Here is a 17,557-nt window from a genome sequence, read left to right as displayed (position 1 = left end):
CCGTTCGGCCGACATCGCATCGGCTGTCCGGCCCCCGGCGAGACCGACGCCGCCGGAGCGGGGTGTGTTCACCTAATTGTGATCATGAACCTTCCCGACGGACCGTCGACGCAGGAATGCACAAGGATGGCGGGTACGTTTCCCGAACTGGGAGTCGTGCACGGCACGGCGCCCCGTTGGCACATTCCAGGGAGGTCCGCACCGGTGCTCGACCCACACGAGCTGTACGAACTCTCCGACGAGCTGCCCGACCTCGGGCAGCCGGTCCTCATCCAGGCCCTCACCGGCTTCGTCGACGCCGGCAGCGCCACCCGGCTGGCCCGGGAGCAGCTGCTCACCTCCCTCGACGCGCGCCCGGTCGCCCGCTTCGACGTCGACCAGCTCTACGACTACCGGTCCCGGCGCCCGCCGATGACCTTCGTCGAGGACCACTGGGCGGAGTACGACGCGCCGACGCTGGAGGTGCACCTGCTGCACGACGACGACGAGACGCCGTTCCTGCTGCTCACCGGCCCGGAGCCGGACCTACAGTGGGAGCGGTTCGCCGCCGCCGTCGGCGGGCTGGCGGCCCGGCTCGACGTCCGGCTCACCGTCGGGCTCAACTCGATCCCGATGGCGGTGCCGCACACCCGGCCGACCGGGGTCACCGCGCACGCCACGAGACGAGAGCTGATCTCCGGGTACGAGCCGTGGCTGCAACGCGTCCAGGTCCCCGGCAGCGTCGGGCACCTGCTGGAGTTCCGCCTCGGCGAGCAGGGCCGCGACGCGCTCGGCTTCTCCGCGCACGTGCCGCACTACGTCGCCCAGTCCGAGTACCCGGCCGCCGCCGAGGTGCTGCTCGCCTCGGTGTCCCGCAGCACCGGGCTGCTGCTGCCCCGCGACGGGCTGCGCTCGGCCGCCGAGGTGGTCCGGGTCGAGATCGACCGACAGGTCGCGCAGACCGAGGACGCCGCCGCCCTCGTCTCGGCCCTGGAGGAACAGTACGACGCGTTCGCCCGGGGCCGGGGCGAGAAGAACCTGCTCGCCGCCGAGGTCGGCCCCCTGCCGACCGCGGACGAGCTGGGCGCCGAGCTGGAACGGTTCCTGGCCGAGCAGGGTCGACCGGGCGACACCCCGGGGAGCTGACCCGGCGGCCGGGGCGGGGATGCGGCAGGCTGGGGGCATGCGCCTGGCGACCTGGAACGTGAACTCGGTGAAGGCCCGCCTGCCCCGGCTGCTGGACTGGCTGGCCACCACCGGCCCCGACGTCGTCTGCTTTCAGGAGACCAAGTGCCCCGACGGGGCATTCCCGGTCGCCGAGGTCGGCGAGTTGGGCTACACGGTGGCCAGCCACAGCGACGGCCGGTGGAACGGGGTGGCGATCCTGTCCCGCGTCGGCCTGACCGACGTGACGGTCGGCTTCCCCGACGAGCCGGGCTTCCCCGATCCGGAGGCCCGGGCCATCTCGGCCACCTGCGCCGGGCTGCGGGTCTGGTCGGTGTACGTGCCCAACGGCCGCGCCGTCGACGACCCGCACTACGCGTACAAGCTGGTCTGGTTCGCCGCGCTGCGCGACGCGCTGGAAGCTGAGCTGGCCGGCGGGCCGCCGGTGGCGGTCTGCGGCGACTTCAACGTGGCCCCGACCGACGCCGACATCTGGGACCCGGCGCTCTTCGCCGCCTCCACCCACGTCACCCCGGCCGAGCGGGCCGCCCTCGCGGCGCTGCGCGACCTGGGGTTGCACGACGTCGTGCCCACCCCGATGAAGGGCCCGCACCCCTACACGTACTGGGACTACCGGGCCGGGATGTTCCACCAGAACAAGGGCATGAGAATCGACCTGGTGTACGCGTCCGCGCCGTTCGCCCTCGCGGTCCGCGCCGCGTACGTGGACCGGGAGGCCCGCAAGGGCAAGGGCCCCTCGGACCACGCCCCGATCGTGGTGGACGCCGACCTGGTCCCGGCCACGCCGACGCCCTGACCCACGCCGGGTTCGTTGTGCCGCGGTTAGGGTGAAGCCATGGCAGTCGTGAAGATCAACGCAATCGACGTACCGGACGGCGCCGGCGAGGAGTTGGAGCGGCGGTTCGCCGCCCGGGCCGGCACGGTGGAGGGCTCCCCCGGTTTCCTCGGCTTCGAGCTGCTCCGCCCGGTCGCCGGCGAGAAGCGCTACTTCGTCTATACGAAGTGGGAGACCGAAGAGGCTTACCAAAATTGGGCGGCCGGGCCGTCGCGGGCCGCGCACGCCGGCGGCGAGGGTGGCGAGCAGCGGCGGCCGGTGGCCTCCGGCGCGAGCCTGCTGGAGTTCGACGTGGTCCTGCAGGTGTCGCCCCGGCCCTGATCCGGGTCGGCGCGGTGATAGGCCCTCATCCGCCTGTGTCGGTTACCCGCCCGGCGCGCCTTCCGCACCGCCAAGCGCGGTATTGCATAGATACCTATAATTGGTAAATTCCGCTATGGACGCCCCGAAGCATGAACACTGAGCCTTTTCCACGCTGATCTTGCAGTTCAGGACGGGTGTGGCAGGCCCCGGTGATCGATGGGTGCGAGGCTCCGGGTAGGACAGCTGTCGGCCGAGACTCGAAGCCCCGACCGGGAGCCTCGCCATGCTGTCCTACCCCGCCACGATTCCGTTGTCCAGCCGCACCCTGAACCACCTCGCCGAACGCATCCGCTTCCACCGTCAGCAGCGCCGATCCCGGTGGCGGCGCCTCGACCCCGGCCGGCAGGCGCTGCTCGCTCTGGCCCATCTGCGTAACGGCGACACCTACACCCGACTCGCGGCCGGCTTCGAGATCGGCGTCGCCACCGCCTGACGCTACGTCCAGGAGGCGATAGCCCTGCTCAGCTTCGCAGCCAACGACCTGGAAACCGCGATGCGACGCATCCGGCTGCCGGCGTACGCGATCCTGGACGGCACGCTGATCCCGATCGACCGGGTCGCCGAGCAGAGGCCCTACTACCGCGGCAAGCACAAACACCACGGCGTGAACGTGCAGGTCATCGCGGCCCCCACCGGCCGGCTCGTATAGGCATCACCAGCACTACCCGGCTCGGCACACGACCTGACCGCCGCCCACCATCGCAGCATCATCGATGCCCTGACCAGCGCGGACGTGATGACCTTCGCCGACAAGGGCTACCAGGGCGCCCGTGGCAACGTACGCACCCCGTTCAAGCGACGCCGCTTCCGACCGAAGCTCTCAACCAGGCAGAAGGCCGTGAACCGGGCCCACGCGAAGATCCGCGCCCGCGGAGAACGAGCGATCGCCACACTCAAAACCTGGAAAATCCTGACCAAACTGCGCTGCCGCCCACGCCGAGCCACCGCGATCGTCCAAGCCATCCTCGTCCTGCACCACGTCGAAACCAACCGCTACGCAGGATGAAAATGGCTCACTCCGAACAGGAGTGACACGGAATGCCCCCGCAATCGGTTTCGTGGTCGTGCAAGTGCCGCTCCCGACCCTGACCCGACAGCGACTAGGTGCGGGCCACGCAACCGCTTTCCTCGCGGTTACGCGCCTGGCACCTCGCGAGCACCAGGCGCGTAGCCGACATCTATCGAGGACTCCAGATCAGCTAGGAATAAACCAGACCTGGTTGGAAGTATTGTGACATGTGTTGGTGTACACACTTCCGTCCAGCACTGATGTCGACAGGCAATAGCCGGTCGCCTTGTTTATGATCTCGTAGCGCACCGGCCCCGAGCTAGGCCGCGCATTAAAGTGCCACCGCTGATAATCACCGTTGTTGCAAGCCAAGATGTAGACCGCGCCCCAGCGGTTGCTGTCCAGGCAACCCGTGGCGTGGAAAATAGTATGCCCGTTGGGCGCATTGTCCTTAATAATCCAAGATTGCCGCGGCAGGTTGCTGGAGTGATTAACTACACCATTTGACACAGCCAAAGAATGGGCGATCGAGGTCTCATTGTAGAGGAACCCCCAGGCGTTGACCGAGACGTACTGCGCCTGGGCGGGCGTCGCCGTGACCATCGCCGGGGCACCGATCGCCACCATTACCACTGCCAACCTGGCAATGACTCGTTTGAGACTTCCAACTCTCATATTCTCTTCTTTCTCCCTTGCCGCAGATTCACACGCGCAACGTTCCCGCAACACGCACGGACAGTCTCGCAGCCGACTTCATCAGTGGCAAGCTCCACTGCGTACGACTCCCCTAAAAGGGGATGTCAACGTCCCCCTTGACGCCATTCGCTTAACGTGGATAGTGACGCAAGAAGCCCACAAACAGCGACATGCAAGCTCAGCAGGGGCCGGAGTGTCACCCGAGAAGCGGAGGCAATCGCGTTGTCGGCGTAACTCACCCACCCACCGGCCACCGCAGGCAATCGGCCCCGGTTCCGGCGTCCTGTCGTCGTCGTACACCCGGTCGGCCGGCCCTCGCCCCTGCCCCTGACCCGCCGACGCGCATGCCTGACCAGCAACAACCAACGCCCCGCCCCGGATGACCGGGTGCGGGGCGTTCGGCGTGATGGGGGTGCCACGCCACGGTCGGACTACTACGGTGTTGCTGTGAATTGGAGGAGGCGTACCAGGCGTGGGCGGCCGGGCCGTCGCGGGCCGCGCACGCCGGCGGCGAGGGCGGCGAGCAGCGGCGTCCGGTCGCCTCCGGCGCGAGCCTGCTGGAGTTCGACGTGGTCCTGCAGGTGCCGCCCCGGCCCTGATCCGGGCCGACGATTCAGCGCGGGTGGGTAGGCCCTCATCCGCCTGCGTCGGTTACGCGCCTGCCGCATTTTCCGCAACGCCAGGCGCGCAAGCCGAAAACTATCGAGAACTCGCCTGATCAGGGCCTATCAGGGCATGATGTACCACCGCTGGTTGTCCCCGTTGTTGCAGGGGAGGGTGTACGCATCGGCTGTGTTTCCATCGAGACAACGGCCGGTTGCCACATTGATGATCTCGTAGCTCTGCGCATTGAAGTCACCCGTCCAACCGTGTACCGTTCTCACACCCCTCGCGTTGAAGTGCCACCGCTGATGCTTGTTGACACCGCTGGAGCAGCCCATCACGTAGACACCGCCGCTGAAGTTGCTGTCCAGACACTTTCGCTCAATCGAGATTGTATGCCCGTTTGGCGGGCCGTCCAAAACCAGCATTGTAGTCATGACGTGAGCTTCCATCGTGATGTTGTTGTCTGACTGTTGCCAGTGCATCTTGTAACCTTGGCCGTAGGCAAAATTACCCAATACTCCAAAGGTACTGACCGAGACATACTGCGCCTGGGCGGGTGCCGCCGTGACCATCGCCGGGGCACCGATCGCCACCATCACCACTGCCAACCGGGCAATGGCTCGCTTGAGTCTTCCAACCTTCATGTCCTCTTCCTTCCTTGCCCACAATTTTCCACGCGCGCAACGTTCCCGTAACACGCACGGGCAGTCTCGCATGTGCGTTTATAAGTGGCAAGATCCCCTGTGGACATCCCGAACTGTGGACGCCCCTAACGCGGGGCACCCGCAAATCGTCACGCACAAAAACCCGCCAAGAATGGCGGACACCCCCCTTAAAAGGGGACGGCGATAGCCCTCTCGATGCAACCTGCCCAACGGGCAAGTGACGCGGGAAACCCACAAACAGCGACACGATAAGCCCATCAGGGGCAGCGAATGTCACCCAGAGAAGCGGGGGCAATTACGTTGTCGGCGTAATGCGTCCGCCCCCACCCACCGGCCACCGCAGGTGATCGACCCCGGTGCCGGCGGCCCGTCGTCGCCGTACACCCGGTCGGCGGACACATCGCCGTCGCGGTCCTTCGTGTCGCGGACGAGGACGACGCCGGAGAGGTTGTCGGCAACCTCGACGCAGTCGCCGCCGTTGGAGCTGCTTCGGGTGCTCGTGCGCCACCGGGCGCGAGTCAGGTTCCGGTCCAGCCCTCCCCTCCCCCGCGGCGGTGATCAAGAGGTTTACGTCAGGTTTGATCTCCAATCCCGACGTAAACCTCTTGATCGACCCGCGAGGAAGGCCCGGGCCGGCCGCGGAGGTGGGGAGGGGTGGACGGGGCGGCGGCGGCCATCTCGCCGAAGATGTGCAGTTGGGGCGCGGCGCCGAGTTGGCGTACACCAGGAGAACTGGCTGCCGTTGGTGTCCGGGCCGGCGTTGGCCGTGGCGAGCACACCCCCGGGTGCCCTGATGGCCCGCCGACACCTGCCGATACGTCCCGCCTGGCTGTGCCGGTCCCGGGCCCGCGCCCATGGCTGACCGAGGGCTGGCGTCGGCGGCAGGTGCCCGGACCAGTAGTTTCGGCTACGTGACTGCTGTTGTTAATCAGGCCAGGACGGGCCCCGCGCCGGTCGCCGTGCCCGGTGTGCGGAACTTCCGGGATGCGGGCGGTGTCGGGGCCCTGCGTCGGGGCGTGCTGTACCGGTCCGGTGCGCTGCATGAGCTGCTGCCGGCAGGAGCGCGGTCGCTGGAGCGTCTGGGCGTGCGCACGGTCGTCGACCTGCGCAGCGTCCCGGAGATGGCCGACAGGCCGGACGTACGGGACGGGCTCGGCTTCCGGCATGTGCGTGCGCCGGTGTTCGCCGAGCGCAACTGGCCGAGCGACCAGTTGGAGCTCTACCCGTTCATGGCCGGGCACGCGGGGCGTTCCGCGGTCGCTGTCATTCGTTGTCTTCTTACCCCGGGCCCGCCCGTGCTGGTTCACTGCGCCTCCGGCAAGGACCGGACAGGTGTCGTCGTTGCCGTCCTCCAGACGTTGCTGGGAGCGTCCGAGGCGGAGGTCACCGCAGACTTCCTCCGGTCGAACGCCGAGCTGGGCCTGACCGTGAACACGGCGTCGTCCACGGCAGGACACGGCACCCTTCCTCTCTCCGCCACCCTCATCCATCAGGCGATGCTCTGGATTCGCAGCATCCATGGTTCCGTCTCCGCCTACCTCGTGAAGCACGGCGCCGAGGAGTCGGAGCTGACGGCGCTGCGAATGCAGGTGGCCTGACGGCCAGGCCGGCGTGGAGCCCCTTCACCAAGTTAGGGGGCCGTCAGGGGCGGCGGGTGTCCACCAACGAGGCGAAGGCGACCACGTTGTCGGCGTAACCCGTCCGCCCGCCCACCCACTGGCCGCCGCAGGTGATCAGCCGCAGTCCCGGCGGCCCGTCGTCGCCGTACACCCGGTCGGCGGGCAGGGCGTCCTTGCCGAAGTGCTCGACCGAGTCCACCGCGAAGAGCACCACGTCGCCGTCGGCGCGGGTCACCTCGATCCGGTCGCCGACCTTCAGCCTGCCCAGCTCGTAGAAGACCGCCGGGCCGTTCTTCGTGTCCACGTGCCCGACGATCACGGCCCGGCCCGGCTCACCCGGCGTCGGGCCGCGGTCGTACCAACCGGTCTCGTCCGCTTTTGCCAGCGGCGGCACGTCGACCGACCCGTCGGGCGCCTGCCCGACCGGTGCCACGGGCGCGGACACCCTGATCGCCGGCACGGCCAGGGAGACCGGGCGGCTGGCCGCCAGCCGGGGGGCGCCGGCGGCGGAGGCGGCGGGCCGGCCGGCGGTTCCGGCAACCCAGTCGAGCGGCCCGGACACCCGGCCCAGCCCCGCGCCGGTGGCGAAGACGCCGACCAGCACCAGGACCACCGCGACCGGCACCGACCACGGCCGGCGCTCCGCCGGCTGCCCGGCACCGGCCGGCGGGGCGGGCGACCGGGGTACGCGTGCGGAGGCCACGGCCGGCCTCAGCGCCCGGCGGCGGCGCGGCCGGCGCGGGGCCGGCGCCTGGTGGCCAGGCCGATCGTCACCCCGGCCACGGCCAGCGCCACGCCCCCGGGCAGCAACAGCCCGCCGGTGGCCGCCCCGGCGGTGCCGCCGAAGCCGGTGTTCGGCCCCCGGCTCGGGTGCTGCGCCGCAGGGTGCGTCGGGTGCGGGGCCGGCTCGCGCGTCGGCTTGTGGGTGGGCGAGGGCGGGGGCGAGGGCGTCCGCTTGACCACCTGGAGCATCGTGGTCGCGGTCTCCCCGCCCCGGCACTCCAGCTTGACCCGGTAGTTGCCCGGCCAGACCCGCTCCCGGACCATCGGGGACGCCGTCAGCAGGCCACGGTCCGGTCGGGCGGCGACCCGGCCGAAGGCGTCGGAGACCACGATGGCCGGCACCGAGTTGTCGTGGCAGCTCGCCCGGATGCCGACCAGGTAACCGGGCTGCACCGTGCCGGGGCTGACCTCGACGAAGACGAGCCAGCCGGGCTGGCCGCCGTCGGGCTGGCCGGCCGACGACTCGGGCGCCGGGACGACCGCGGGGGCACCGGCGGCCCACGCGACCCCTGCGAGCGGGCCGGCGACCGCGCTGACCGTGGTGACCGCGAGCGGGCCGGCAACCGCGGCGACGGCGACCGCCAGCGCGGCGCCGAGGCGCGTGGCTGACCCCATGACCCCTCCCGGCGCGGTAGCTGGCGCGACGCCGGGCACCGGCCGCCCGGCCTGCCGTACGGGACGGATCCGCCCGTCCCGGTCGTACATCACATCCGGTCCGGCGCGGCCGTCGCGTACGCTCGGGTCGCTGTGACCTCCACCGACCCGAACCCCGCCGCGACCGTGCCGCCACACGCGCCCCGGATCCGCACCTTCCACCCCCGGCGCGGCCGGATGAGCGACCGTCAGGTCGACGACCTGGACCGGCTCTGGCCGGCGTACGGCATGACGATCACCGACGACCTCGCCGCCCCGGTGGACCTGGCGGCGCTGTTCGGTCGCCGGGCCCCCGTGGTGCTGGAGATCGGGTCCGGAATGGGGGACGCCACGGCCGAGATGGCCATCGGCGACCCGAACCGAGACTATCTGGCCGTCGAGGTGCACACGCCCGGAATCGCCAACCTCCTGGGCCTGGCGGAGCGCCACGGGCTGGGCAACGTGCGGGTCGGGCGGGGCGACGCGCTGGACCTGGTCCGGGCGCTGCCGGAGGGCTCGCTGGACGCGGTGCACGTGTTCTTCCCCGACCCGTGGCCGAAGTCACGGCACCACAAGCGGCGGATCATCCAGCCGGCGCACGTGGCACTCCTGCGCTCCCGGCTGACCCCCGGTGGGACGCTGCACTGCGCCACCGACTGGGCCGAGTACGCCGGCTCGATGCGCGAGACGCTGACCGCCGACCCGGGGCTGGCCGACGTGCACGGCGGGTACGCGGCGCGTCCCGCCCACCGGCCGGTCACCAAGTTCGAGCGCCGCGCGCTGACCGCCGGCCGCCCGGTCTTCGACCTGATCCACCGCCGGGCGTGACGGCAGGGGGTCCCCTTGGCGGTCCGGTTGGCGCGGGAGGGCCTGCGGCAGGCACGATGGACGGGCTATGACGCTCACCGCCGCGCTGCCGACAAGCGCCGACCCCGACACCCTCTTCGACGCGTTCGCCGGCTGGGCGAAGGAGCGCGGCCTCGACCTCTACTCCCACCAGGAGGAGGCGGTCATCGAGATCGTCTCCGGCGCGAACGTGATCATGAATACGCCGACCGGCTCGGGCAAGAGCCTGGTGGCGATCGCCGCGCACTTCGCCGCCCTGGCCGACAGCCGGACCACCTTCTACACCGCCCCGATCAAGGCCCTGGTGTCGGAGAAGTTCTTCGCCCTCTGCGAGGTTTTCGGCGCCGAGAACGTCGGCATGCTCACCGGCGACGCCAGCGTGAACGCCGACGCCCCGATCATCTGCTGCACGGCCGAGATCCTGGCCAACCTCGCGCTCCGCGAGGGCGAGCGGGCCGACGTCGGCCAGGTGGTCATGGACGAGTTCCACTTCTACGCCGAGCCGGACCGGGGCTGGGCCTGGCAGGTGCCGATCATCGAGCTGCCCCAGGCGCAGTTCGTGCTGATGTCGGCCACCCTCGGCGACACCACCCGCTTCGTCGACGATCTCACCCGGCGCACCGGCCGGCCGACCGCCGTCGTCCGCTCGGCCGAGCGGCCGGTCCCGCTCATCTTCACGTACGCGATGACGCCGATGCACGAGACCCTCGAGGAGCTGCTGGAGACCAAGCAGGCCCCCGTGTACGTCGTGCACTTCACCCAGGCCGCCGCGCTGGAGCGCGCCCAGGCGCTGATGAGCGTCAACGTCGCCAGCCGGGCCGAGAAGGACATGATCGCCGAGGCGATCGGCCGGTTCCGGTTCACCTCCGGGTTCGGCAAGACCCTGTCGAGGCTGGTCCGGCACGGCATCGGCGTGCACCACGCCGGCATGCTGCCGAAGTACCGCCGCCTCGTCGAGACCCTGGCCCAGGCCGGGCTGCTCAAGGTCATCTGCGGCACCGACACCCTCGGCGTCGGCATCAACGTGCCGATCCGCACCGTGCTGTTCACCGGCCTGAGCAAGTACGACGGCATCCGCACCCGGCTGCTCAAGAACCGCGAGTTCCACCAGATCGCCGGCCGGGCCGGCCGGGCCGGCTTCGACACCCTCGGCCGGGTCGTCGTGCAGGCCCCCGAGCACGTCATCGACAACGAGAAGGCCCTCGCCAAGGCCGGCGACGACCCGAAGAAGCGGCGCAAGGTGGTGCGCAAGAAGCCGCCGGAGGGCTCGATCGGCTGGGGCCGACCCACCTTCGACCGCCTGGTCGAGGCCGAGCCGGAGACGCTGACCTCCAGTTTCCAGGTCAGCCACTCGATGCTGCTCAACGTCATCGGCCGCCCCGGCGACGCGTTCACCGCGATGCGGCACCTGCTCACCGACAGCCACGAGGACTCCGCCGCCCAGCGCCGGCACATCCGCCGGGCGATCGCCATCTACCGGGCGCTGCGCGCCGGCGGGGTGGTCGAGGAGCTGCCCGAGCCGGACGAGACCGGCCGCCGGGTGCGGCTCACCGTCGACCTCCAGCTCGACTTCGCGCTCAACCAGCCGCTGTCGCCGCTCGCCCTGGCCACCATCGAGTTGCTGGACGCCGAGTCCCCGTCGTACGCCCTCGACGTGCTGTCGGTGATCGAGTCGATCCTCGACGACCCCCGCCAGGTGCTCTCCGCGCAGCAGTTCAAGGCCCGCGGCGAGGCGGTCGCCGCGATGAAGGCCGAGGGCATCGAGTACGAGGCCCGCCTCGAACTGCTCGACGAGGTGACCCACCCGAAGCCCCTCGCGGAGCTGCTGGATGCCGCGTACGAGATGTACCGGCAGGGGCACCCGTGGGTGGCCGACCACCAGCTCTCCCCCAAGTCCGTCGTCCGCGACATGTACGAGCGGGCGATGACCTTCACCGAGTACGTGCAGTTCTACTCCCTCACCCGCTCCGAGGGGCTGGTGCTGCGGTACCTCGCCGACGCGTACAAGACGCTGCGCCAGACCGTCCCCGAGGACGCCAAGACCGAGGAGCTGGTCGACCTCATCGAGTGGCTGGGCGAGCTGGTCCGCCAGGTCGACTCCAGCCTGATCGACGAGTGGGAGCGGCTGCGCAACCCCTCCGACGTCGCCGAGGCCGCCGAGGCGTACGCCAACCTGGACGACCGGCCGCCGGCGGTCACCCGCAACACCCGGGCGTTCCGGGTGCTGGTGCGCAACGCGCTGTTCCGCCGGGTCGAGCTGGCGGCCCTGCGCCGCTGGGACCTGCTCGGGGAGCTGGACGCCGGGGACGGCTGGAACGCGGACGCGTGGGCCGACGCGCTGGAGCCGTACTTCGAGACGTACGACTCGATCGGGACCGGCCCCGACGCCCGCGGTCCGGCGCTGCTGATGATCGAGCAGGGCCGCGAGCGGTGGACGGTCCGGCAGATCCTCGACGACCCGGACGAGGACCACGACTGGGGCATCAGCGCCGAGATCGACCTGGCCGCCTCCGACGAGGTGGGCGCAGCCGCGGTCCGGATCACGGACGTCGGCCAGCTCTAGTCGATTCCCACAGGAGGGGCCGTCCGGGCCGGTGAGAGGTGGCGTGAGGAGCGGCGCAGCCCACGGTCGAGGAAGTCGATCAGCCACTCGAAGCTCTGGTCGGTGTCCGCGTCCCACTGGAAGCCGTGCGCGGTCTGGAGGGTGGCGAACCCGTGCAGGGTGCTGCGCAGCGTCCGCAGCGCGTGGGTCTGCTCGGCCGGGTCGATCCGATAGCCGCGCAGCACCGCGGCGAGCGACTCGACCACCCGGGCGCCGGCCGCGTCGAGTGCCGGGGTGGCGACCGCGCCGACCGTGGCGGCGTACCGGCCCGGGTGCCCGGTCAGGTAGGACCGCATGGCCCGGGCAGCCGCGGCCAGCGCGTCCCGCCCGGCGTACCCCTGGGTGGCGTCCCGCAGCGCGTCGCCGAACTCGGTCATCGCCAGCACGGCGAGACCCTGGTGCAGCTCGGCGAGGTTGTCCACGTGCTTGTACAGCGACGGGGTGCGGACGCCGAGCCGCTCGGCGACCAGGCTCATGGTCAGCTGGCCGAAGCCCCGCTCGTCGGCGACCTCGGCGGCCGCGGCGATCACGGTGGCCCGGTCCAGGCCGGCCCTAGGCACGGACGGCCGCGGCGAGGAACGGGAGCATGAGCGTCACGACCTGGTCGGGGAACTGGGTGTGCGGATAGTGTCCGGCACCCTCGACGAGTGCCAGGGTGGCCAGACCGTCGGGCATCGCGGCCACGATCGCCTCGCCCTCGGCCCGCGGGTCGGCCCAGTCCGGGTCGAGCGTGCCCTCGACGATCAGCGCCGGGCAGCGCACCCCGGCGAGGTGGGCGCCGGCGTCGGCTGGGCTGGACTGGCCCATCTTCTGGAGCACCTTCATCCGGCCGGGCTCGCGCAGCATGGCCTCGATCCGGGCCAGCCGGTCGGGCCAGTCGGCCGGTCGCGGACCAGGGTAGGAGACGTCGAGGTAGCTGAGCCACAGCTTCACGCTGCCGAACAGGGCGGCACCGAGCAGCCGGAACGTGCCCTGCCGGAAGCGCCGGACCCGCAGGTCGGCGAGTCCGATGGACTGCTTGCGGGTGAACGGCGCCAGCTCGACGATCGCGCTGACCAGCTCGGGCGCGGTGGCTGCGGCGATGGTGGCCGCCCCGCCGGAGATCGAGTGGCCGACCAGAACGGCCGGCCCGCCCAGGTGGCGGATCAGCGCGACCAGATCGCCCGCGAGATCGGTACGGCTGTAGCCGGTGAAGCTGGTGTCGGACTCGCCGGCGCCGCGCAGGTCGGCCGCGGCCACCCGGTAGCCGGCGGCGACCAGGCGGGGCACAACGAAACGGTACGCGTCGCGACTGTCGCCCATCCCGTGGGCGAGGACCACGAGCGGGCCCTCGCCGGTCACCTCGTAGGCGATGCGCCCGCCGTTGACGGACAGAAACTCGGTCATGGCTACCTCCAGAGCTAGCTAATGTTGTTAGCCATTACGCTAATCGCATTAGCTAGATCCTGCCACCGGTGGAGTCGCCCGTCACACCCGCCCCGGGACCACCCCAGGATCGGCGGCGCCGCCGCGCAGCCCTTCCTTTTCGCTGGGCAATGTCAGACCCGTCGATTAGAATGTGTGTACTAAACCAAGTCCTGACCTGGGAGGACTTCCGTGACCGCGCCCACCTCCAGCACCCTCCCGCCCTACGCCACCCTCCTCGGCTTCACCCGGTACGTCGACCGCACCGGGCCCACCAAGGCAACCTTCGTCGGGGGCCTGCGCAAGCAGCGGGCGAGCCGGCACGGCTTCAACCCACACGGCCAGTTCGTCAAGGCACTCAAGGCCGACGTCGCCTTCCACACCGGCGGCACCCACCTGGCGCAGGTCGCCGACGTGGTCAAGCCACGCTGGCGCCCGCTCTACGAGGCGCTCGTGCCGGGCGCGACGACCTGGCTGCGTTCCCTCGGCGAGCCGACCGCCGTCGACCTGGCCCAGACCCGCGACGCCCTGGCCATGCTCGGCGACCTCCCCGTCAAGATCAACCCCCACTTCGGCATCCGGTACGCCGAGGACGGCCGAGCCGAGGCCGTCCGCCTGCACTTCGACGAGGCCCCGCCCAGCGAGGAGGCGGCCCTGGCCACCCTGCACCTGATGGCCCGACACATGGACGCCGTCCTCCCCCACGCCGCCCCGGTCCTGGTAGACGTCCGCCGAGGCGAGGCATACCGAATGCCGAACACCGTCAAGCCCCAACAGATCGAACAGTGGCTGGCCGGCGAGGCGGCAGCCTTCCGCGCCATCTGGTCCACCGCCGCCTAACCGGGCCCCAATCCGACGCGCCGCCTCCCACCCGTCCACGGGAGGCGGCGCGTCGACCCGTTCCAGGCTTGGCCGTGGGAGGCGGCCGTCGACGTGGAGGTCGCCGCTGCAAGATCACGCTCGATCCGGGAAACAGTGGTCACCGTGGCGCCCGGAGGCCCCTGTTTCCCGGATCGAGCACGACCTTGACACGACCTTGAGGGGCCACAACGGGGTTATCCACAGGGGACGGCGGAGTCCGACCGAAATCGGCAGAGTCGGGGCATGCCAAAAGCTCCGCTACGACCTCCGCAGTTGCGGGGCCGAATCTTCCGTGGATCGGTGGCCGTGTCCGACGGTCTCCTCACCCGCAACGAACTGCGCAGTTCCGCCTGGCGCCCGTTGTTCCGGGACGTGTACGCGGACGCCTGCCTCACGGTCACCCACCGCCACCGGTGTGCTGCGGTGGCCCGCTGGCTGGTGCCTCCCGGCACGGCCGTCGCCGGGCGATCAGCGGCGGCGTTGTACGGGGTGGGACGCGTCGCCCTCGACGAGCCGATCGACGTCCTGACGCCCAAAGGGCCGTTCCCCCTACCCTCGCACCCGACGGCAGCGCCCCGGTCGGTACCAGGAGGTGACCACCGGCAGGAACCAGCAGGGGGCGATCGGCAGGACCCGAGGGTGGGACGCCGGCAGGGGCCGATGACGGGGCTGCGGGTGCATCGGGGCGAGGTGGATCCGTCGGATGTCGTCGATCGGGTGGGCGTGGTCGTGACCACTCCGGCCCGTACCTGCTGGGACCTGGCCCGCTGGCTGGACGTCGTGGAGGCGGTCGTCGTCATCGACGGACTGCTGGCGCGTCGCCTCACCGACGTTCCGGCGCTGCGCGAGTACGCGCTGGCCCGGGCCGGGCTGCGGGGCTGGCGTTCCCTGCTGCGCGCGGTCGACCTGGCCGACCCGGGGGCCGAGTCGCCGCAGGAGTCCCGGACCAGGGTGCGGCTGGTGCTGGCCGGGCTGCCCCGGCCGCGTACCCAGTGGGTCGTCTCCGACGGTGGGCGGTTCGTGGCCCGGCTGGACCTGGCCTGGCCCGAATTCAAAGTCGCCGTCGAGTACGACGGGCTCTGGCACGACGACCCCGAGCAGTTCCACCGCGACCGCCGTCGGCTCAACCGGCTCATCGGCGAGGACTGGCTCGTGCTTCATGTGACGGCGCGGCGCCTGCGCGACGACTTCGACGGCTTCGTCGCCGAGGTGCGGGAGGCGCTGCGCTCCCGCGACCACCGCCGCCAGGTCCGCACTGGGCATGATCGCGCTCGAACATGGAAGTAGTGGCCTCCGGTGCGTCAGAGGCCACTACTTCCTGGATCGAGCGTGATCATGCCAGCGGGGGCAGCGCGAGGGCCGGTCAGGCGAGGTACTTCTCCAGGTCGTCGATAATCTTGTTGGCGGCGCCGACGCCGATGCCGGTCATCCAGACCTCGTCGGAGACCGGGTACGCCTTGCCGGCCTTCACCGCGGACAGGCCCTTCCACAGCGTGCCGCCGGAGACGGTGCCCTGCTCGGCGACGGCCTTCTCGCCGTACGCGGTCACGAAGATGACGTCGGCGTCGACCTCGTTGACCCGCTCGGGGCTGACCGCGTCGAAGCGCTTGTCCTCCTTGTTGGCGAGCTGCTGCCGCTCGGGGCGGCCCAGCCCGGTGTCACCGATCACGATGCCGGAGAAGGAGTCCGGGCCGTAGACCCGGATCACGCCGGGCATGAAGCGCACGATGGAGATCTTCCGCTGGGCGGCGTCGCCGAGCTTCGCGCCGAAGTCCGCGGCCCGCTTCTCGTAGGTGGTGAGCAGCTCACGGGTCTGCTCCTCCTTGCCGAGCGCCTTGCCGTCGAGGAGGAGGTTCTCCTTCCAGGTGATGCCCACCTGCTCGGTGAACACCGTCGGGGCGATGGCGGCCAGCTCGTCGTAGAACTTCTCCTGGCGGAACTTGCTGCCCAGGATCAGGTCGGGCTTGAGGGCGTTGATCGCCTCCAGGTCGGGCTCGGTGACCACCCCGACCGCCTTGATCCCGGCCAGCTTCTCCTCGCCGAAGTAGGTCGGCCAGCCCTTCGCCTCGCCTGCGGTGGCCGCACCGACCGGTGTGATGCCCAGCGAGAGCGTTGTGTCGATCTTGTCTGTGTCGAGGACCACGACCCGCTTCGGGTCGGCCGGGACCTTGGTGGTGCCCATGGCGTGGGTGATCTCCCGGGTGTCCCCGGCGGCGGTGTCGGCGACCGGGTCGCTCTCTCCGCAGGCGGTGAGTCCGGCGCTCAGGGCGACGGCCGCAGTGAGCACGGCGGCGAGACGACGCATCGATGTTCCTTTCAGAGGGTTCCGCCGGCCGGTGGGCCGGCGGAGGAGGTGACGGAGGAGGCGGCCCGAGCGGGGGCTGCCAGGGAGGGGCTGGTGAGGGCCGGTACGACCAGAGGCGCGCCGGTCACCGGGCAGGGCACGACGACGCAGTCGAGCCCGAAGACGTCGCGGACCAGCTCCACGGTGAGGATCTCCCGGGGCGGGCCGGCGGCCACCACCCGGCCGGAGCGCATGGCGATCAGGTGGTCGGCGTACCGGGCGGCCTGGTTGAGGTCGTGCAGCACGGCGACCACGGTCCGGCCCCGCTCGGCGCGCAGCCGGTGCAGCAGGTCCAGCACCTCCACCTGGTGGGCCAGGTCGAGGAAGGTGGTCGGCTCGTCCAGCAGCAGCGCCTCGGTGTCCTGGGCCAGAGTCATCGCGATCCAGACCCGCTGCCGCTGCCCACCGGAGAGGGTGTCCACCGGCCGGTCGGCGAGACCGGCCACGTCGGCGAGCGCCATCGCCTCGTCGACGGCGGCGCTGTCCTGCTCCGACCACTGCCGCCACCACCGCTGGTACGGCTGCCGGCCCCGGCCGACCAGGTCGGCGACCGTGACCCCCTCGGGCACCAGCGGGCTCTGCGGCAGCACGCCGAGGCGTTGGGCGACCTCCCGGGTCGGCAGGTCCCGAATCGCGGTGCCGTCGAGCAGCACCGCGCCCCGGCTGGGGGTGAGCAGCCGGGCCATGGTGCGCAGCAGCGTCGACTTGCCGCAGGCGTTCGGGCCGACGACGACCGTGAAGGCGTCGGCGGGCAGCTCGAGGTCGAGGCCGTCCAGGACGGTCCGCTCGTCGTAGCCGACGACCAGGTCGCGGGTGGAGAGCATCGCGGCTCCTCGGGAGGGGACGGCGGAAGGGGAGGCGGGAACATCGCCGGATCCGACCGACGGGGAGGCGGGACCGTCGGGCGGCGACGCGGGTACGCCGGCGGGCCGGGGCGTGAGGACGCCGCCGGAACCAGCGGGACGCGACGCGGGAACGTCGGGGGACGCGGGGACGCCGGCGGAGCTGCCGGGCGGGGACGCGGGTACGCCGGTGGGCCGGGGGGCGGGGGCGGTGGCGGGGTCGGTGGGCGGTGGCGGCGGGCCGGCGGGCCCGGGACGCGTTGGCGGCGGGCCGGCGGGGTCGGG

At 71.0% G+C, this 17,557-nt stretch carries 16 protein-coding genes and 3 pseudogenes; 10 read left to right on the top strand and 9 right to left on the bottom strand.

Annotated features, from left to right (window positions below; translation table 11 throughout):
* Positions 1-204 precede the first annotated feature (204 nt).
* The 4 genes and pseudogenes from OG617_RS24665 (at position 205) to OG617_RS24650 (ending at position 3,368) form a co-directional block, all read left to right on the top strand.
* Positions 205-1,125 carry a proteasome assembly chaperone family protein gene (locus OG617_RS24665; protein ID WP_405095348.1) on the top strand — a complete coding sequence of 307 codons (921 nt, stop codon included), beginning with the start codon at positions 205-207 and terminating at the stop codon, positions 1,123-1,125.
* A 37-nt stretch (positions 1,126-1,162) separates the two neighbouring features.
* Positions 1,163-1,960, top strand: a complete 798-nt coding sequence (locus tag OG617_RS24660; protein WP_405095347.1) for an exodeoxyribonuclease III — start codon at positions 1,163-1,165, stop codon at positions 1,958-1,960.
* Between the two features lie 39 nt (positions 1,961-1,999).
* A complete protein-coding gene (locus OG617_RS24655; RefSeq protein WP_405095346.1) occupies positions 2,000-2,320 on the top strand; it encodes an antibiotic biosynthesis monooxygenase family protein in 321 nt (106 codons plus the stop codon).
* Positions 2,321-2,585: 265 nt separating this feature from the next.
* Positions 2,586-3,368: pseudogene (locus OG617_RS24650) on the top strand (transposase family protein).
* Between the two features lie 189 nt (positions 3,369-3,557).
* Here OG617_RS24650 and OG617_RS24645 read toward each other — a convergent pair.
* Positions 3,558-4,100, bottom strand: a complete 543-nt coding sequence (locus tag OG617_RS24645; protein ID WP_405095345.1) for an RICIN domain-containing protein — start codon at positions 4,098-4,100, stop codon at positions 3,558-3,560.
* Between the two features lie 416 nt (positions 4,101-4,516).
* On the opposite strand from OG617_RS24645, the pseudogene OG617_RS24640 reads away from it, so the two are divergent.
* A pseudogene (locus tag OG617_RS24640) lies at positions 4,517-4,666 on the top strand (antibiotic biosynthesis monooxygenase); the annotation flags it as partial.
* A 129-nt stretch (positions 4,667-4,795) separates the two neighbouring features.
* Here the strand turns inward: OG617_RS24640 and OG617_RS24635 are convergent.
* Positions 4,796-5,317: an RICIN domain-containing protein gene (locus OG617_RS24635; RefSeq protein ID WP_405095344.1), complete on the bottom strand. Its 522-nt coding sequence runs from the start codon at positions 5,315-5,317 to the stop codon at positions 4,796-4,798.
* Between the two features lie 423 nt (positions 5,318-5,740).
* A pseudogene (locus OG617_RS24630) lies at positions 5,741-5,860 on the bottom strand (DUF397 domain-containing protein); the annotation flags it as partial.
* Between the two features lie 389 nt (positions 5,861-6,249).
* Here OG617_RS24630 and OG617_RS24625 point away from each other — a divergent pair.
* Positions 6,250-6,936 (top strand): tyrosine-protein phosphatase, encoded by a 687-nt coding sequence (locus OG617_RS24625; protein WP_405103938.1) that lies wholly within the window; start codon positions 6,250-6,252, stop codon positions 6,934-6,936.
* 43 nt (positions 6,937-6,979) lie between these two features.
* Here OG617_RS24625 and OG617_RS24620 read toward each other — a convergent pair whose 3' ends face one another.
* Complete coding sequence (locus OG617_RS24620; protein ID WP_405095343.1) at positions 6,980-7,660, bottom strand: class F sortase; 681 nt, start codon at positions 7,658-7,660, stop codon at positions 6,980-6,982.
* 8 nt (positions 7,661-7,668) lie between these two features.
* Positions 7,669-8,355, bottom strand: a complete 687-nt coding sequence (locus OG617_RS24615; protein ID WP_405095342.1) for a hypothetical protein — start codon at positions 8,353-8,355, stop codon at positions 7,669-7,671.
* Between the two features lie 132 nt (positions 8,356-8,487).
* Between OG617_RS24615 and trmB the strand changes: the two genes are divergently transcribed.
* Complete coding sequence (gene trmB, locus OG617_RS24610) at positions 8,488-9,201, top strand: tRNA (guanosine(46)-N7)-methyltransferase TrmB (RefSeq protein WP_405095341.1); 714 nt, start codon at positions 8,488-8,490, stop codon at positions 9,199-9,201.
* A 67-nt stretch (positions 9,202-9,268) separates the two neighbouring features.
* Entirely contained in the window at positions 9,269-11,782 is a 2,514-nt protein-coding gene (locus OG617_RS24605) for a DEAD/DEAH box helicase (protein WP_405095340.1), read from the top strand.
* On the opposite strand, the gene OG617_RS24600 is transcribed toward OG617_RS24605, so the two are convergent.
* Positions 11,779-12,381: a TetR/AcrR family transcriptional regulator gene (locus tag OG617_RS24600; protein ID WP_405095339.1), complete on the bottom strand. Its 603-nt coding sequence runs from the start codon at positions 12,379-12,381 to the stop codon at positions 11,779-11,781. The genes OG617_RS24605 and OG617_RS24600 overlap by 4 nt on opposite strands.
* A complete protein-coding gene (locus tag OG617_RS24595) occupies positions 12,374-13,207 on the bottom strand; it encodes an alpha/beta fold hydrolase (protein WP_405095338.1) in 834 nt (277 codons plus the stop codon). Before OG617_RS24595 ends, OG617_RS24600 begins: the two co-directional genes overlap by 8 nt.
* A 210-nt stretch (positions 13,208-13,417) precedes the next feature.
* On the opposite strand from OG617_RS24595, the gene OG617_RS24590 reads away from it, so the two are divergent.
* Together OG617_RS24590 and OG617_RS24585 are read left to right on the top strand one after the other, a co-directional pair.
* The gene (locus tag OG617_RS24590; RefSeq protein ID WP_396681015.1) at positions 13,418-14,065 is read left to right on the top strand and encodes a hypothetical protein; all 648 of its coding nucleotides are present in this window, start codon (positions 13,418-13,420) and stop codon (positions 14,063-14,065) included.
* A 327-nt stretch (positions 14,066-14,392) separates the two neighbouring features.
* Complete coding sequence (locus OG617_RS24585) at positions 14,393-15,373, top strand: endonuclease domain-containing protein (protein ID WP_405095337.1); 981 nt, start codon at positions 14,393-14,395, stop codon at positions 15,371-15,373.
* Between the two features lie 76 nt (positions 15,374-15,449).
* Here the strand turns inward: OG617_RS24585 and OG617_RS24580 are convergent, their stop codons facing one another.
* Positions 15,450-16,391 carry an ABC transporter substrate-binding protein gene (locus tag OG617_RS24580; protein ID WP_405095336.1) on the bottom strand — a complete coding sequence of 314 codons (942 nt, stop codon included), beginning with the start codon at positions 16,389-16,391 and terminating at the stop codon, positions 15,450-15,452.
* A gap of 11 nt (positions 16,392-16,402) precedes the next feature.
* Positions 16,403-17,254: an ABC transporter ATP-binding protein gene (locus OG617_RS24575; RefSeq protein WP_405095335.1), complete on the bottom strand. Its 852-nt coding sequence runs from the start codon at positions 17,252-17,254 to the stop codon at positions 16,403-16,405.
* Positions 17,255-17,557 lie beyond the last annotated feature (303 nt).

This window comes from Micromonospora sp. NBC_01412, assembly GCF_045040215.1.
Classification (GTDB): domain Bacteria; phylum Actinomycetota; class Actinomycetes; order Mycobacteriales; family Micromonosporaceae; genus Micromonospora; species Micromonospora rubida.
Note: the sequence above shows the minus strand (reverse complement) of the source record. Positions and strands in the feature narration are given on the sequence as shown.

Coding starts and splice junctions, on each gene's coding strand:
- OG617_RS24660 (WP_405095347.1), top strand. CDS start 1,163: ATGCGCCTGGCGACCTGGAACGTGAACTCGGTGAAGGCCCGCCTGCCC.
- OG617_RS24655 (WP_405095346.1), top strand. CDS start 2,000: ATGGCAGTCGTGAAGATCAACGCAATCGACGTACCGGACGGCGCCGGC.
- OG617_RS24635 (WP_405095344.1), bottom strand. CDS start 5,317: ATGAAGGTTGGAAGACTCAAGCGAGCCATTGCCCGGTTGGCAGTGGTG.
- OG617_RS24615 (WP_405095342.1), bottom strand. CDS start 8,355: ATGGGGTCAGCCACGCGCCTCGGCGCCGCGCTGGCGGTCGCCGTCGCC.
- OG617_RS24605 (WP_405095340.1), top strand. CDS start 9,269: ATGACGCTCACCGCCGCGCTGCCGACAAGCGCCGACCCCGACACCCTC.
- OG617_RS24595 (WP_405095338.1), bottom strand. CDS start 13,207: ATGACCGAGTTTCTGTCCGTCAACGGCGGGCGCATCGCCTACGAGGTG.
- OG617_RS24580 (WP_405095336.1), bottom strand. CDS start 16,391: ATGCGTCGTCTCGCCGCCGTGCTCACTGCGGCCGTCGCCCTGAGCGCC.
- OG617_RS24575 (WP_405095335.1), bottom strand. CDS start 17,254: ATGCTCTCCACCCGCGACCTGGTCGTCGGCTACGACGAGCGGACCGTC.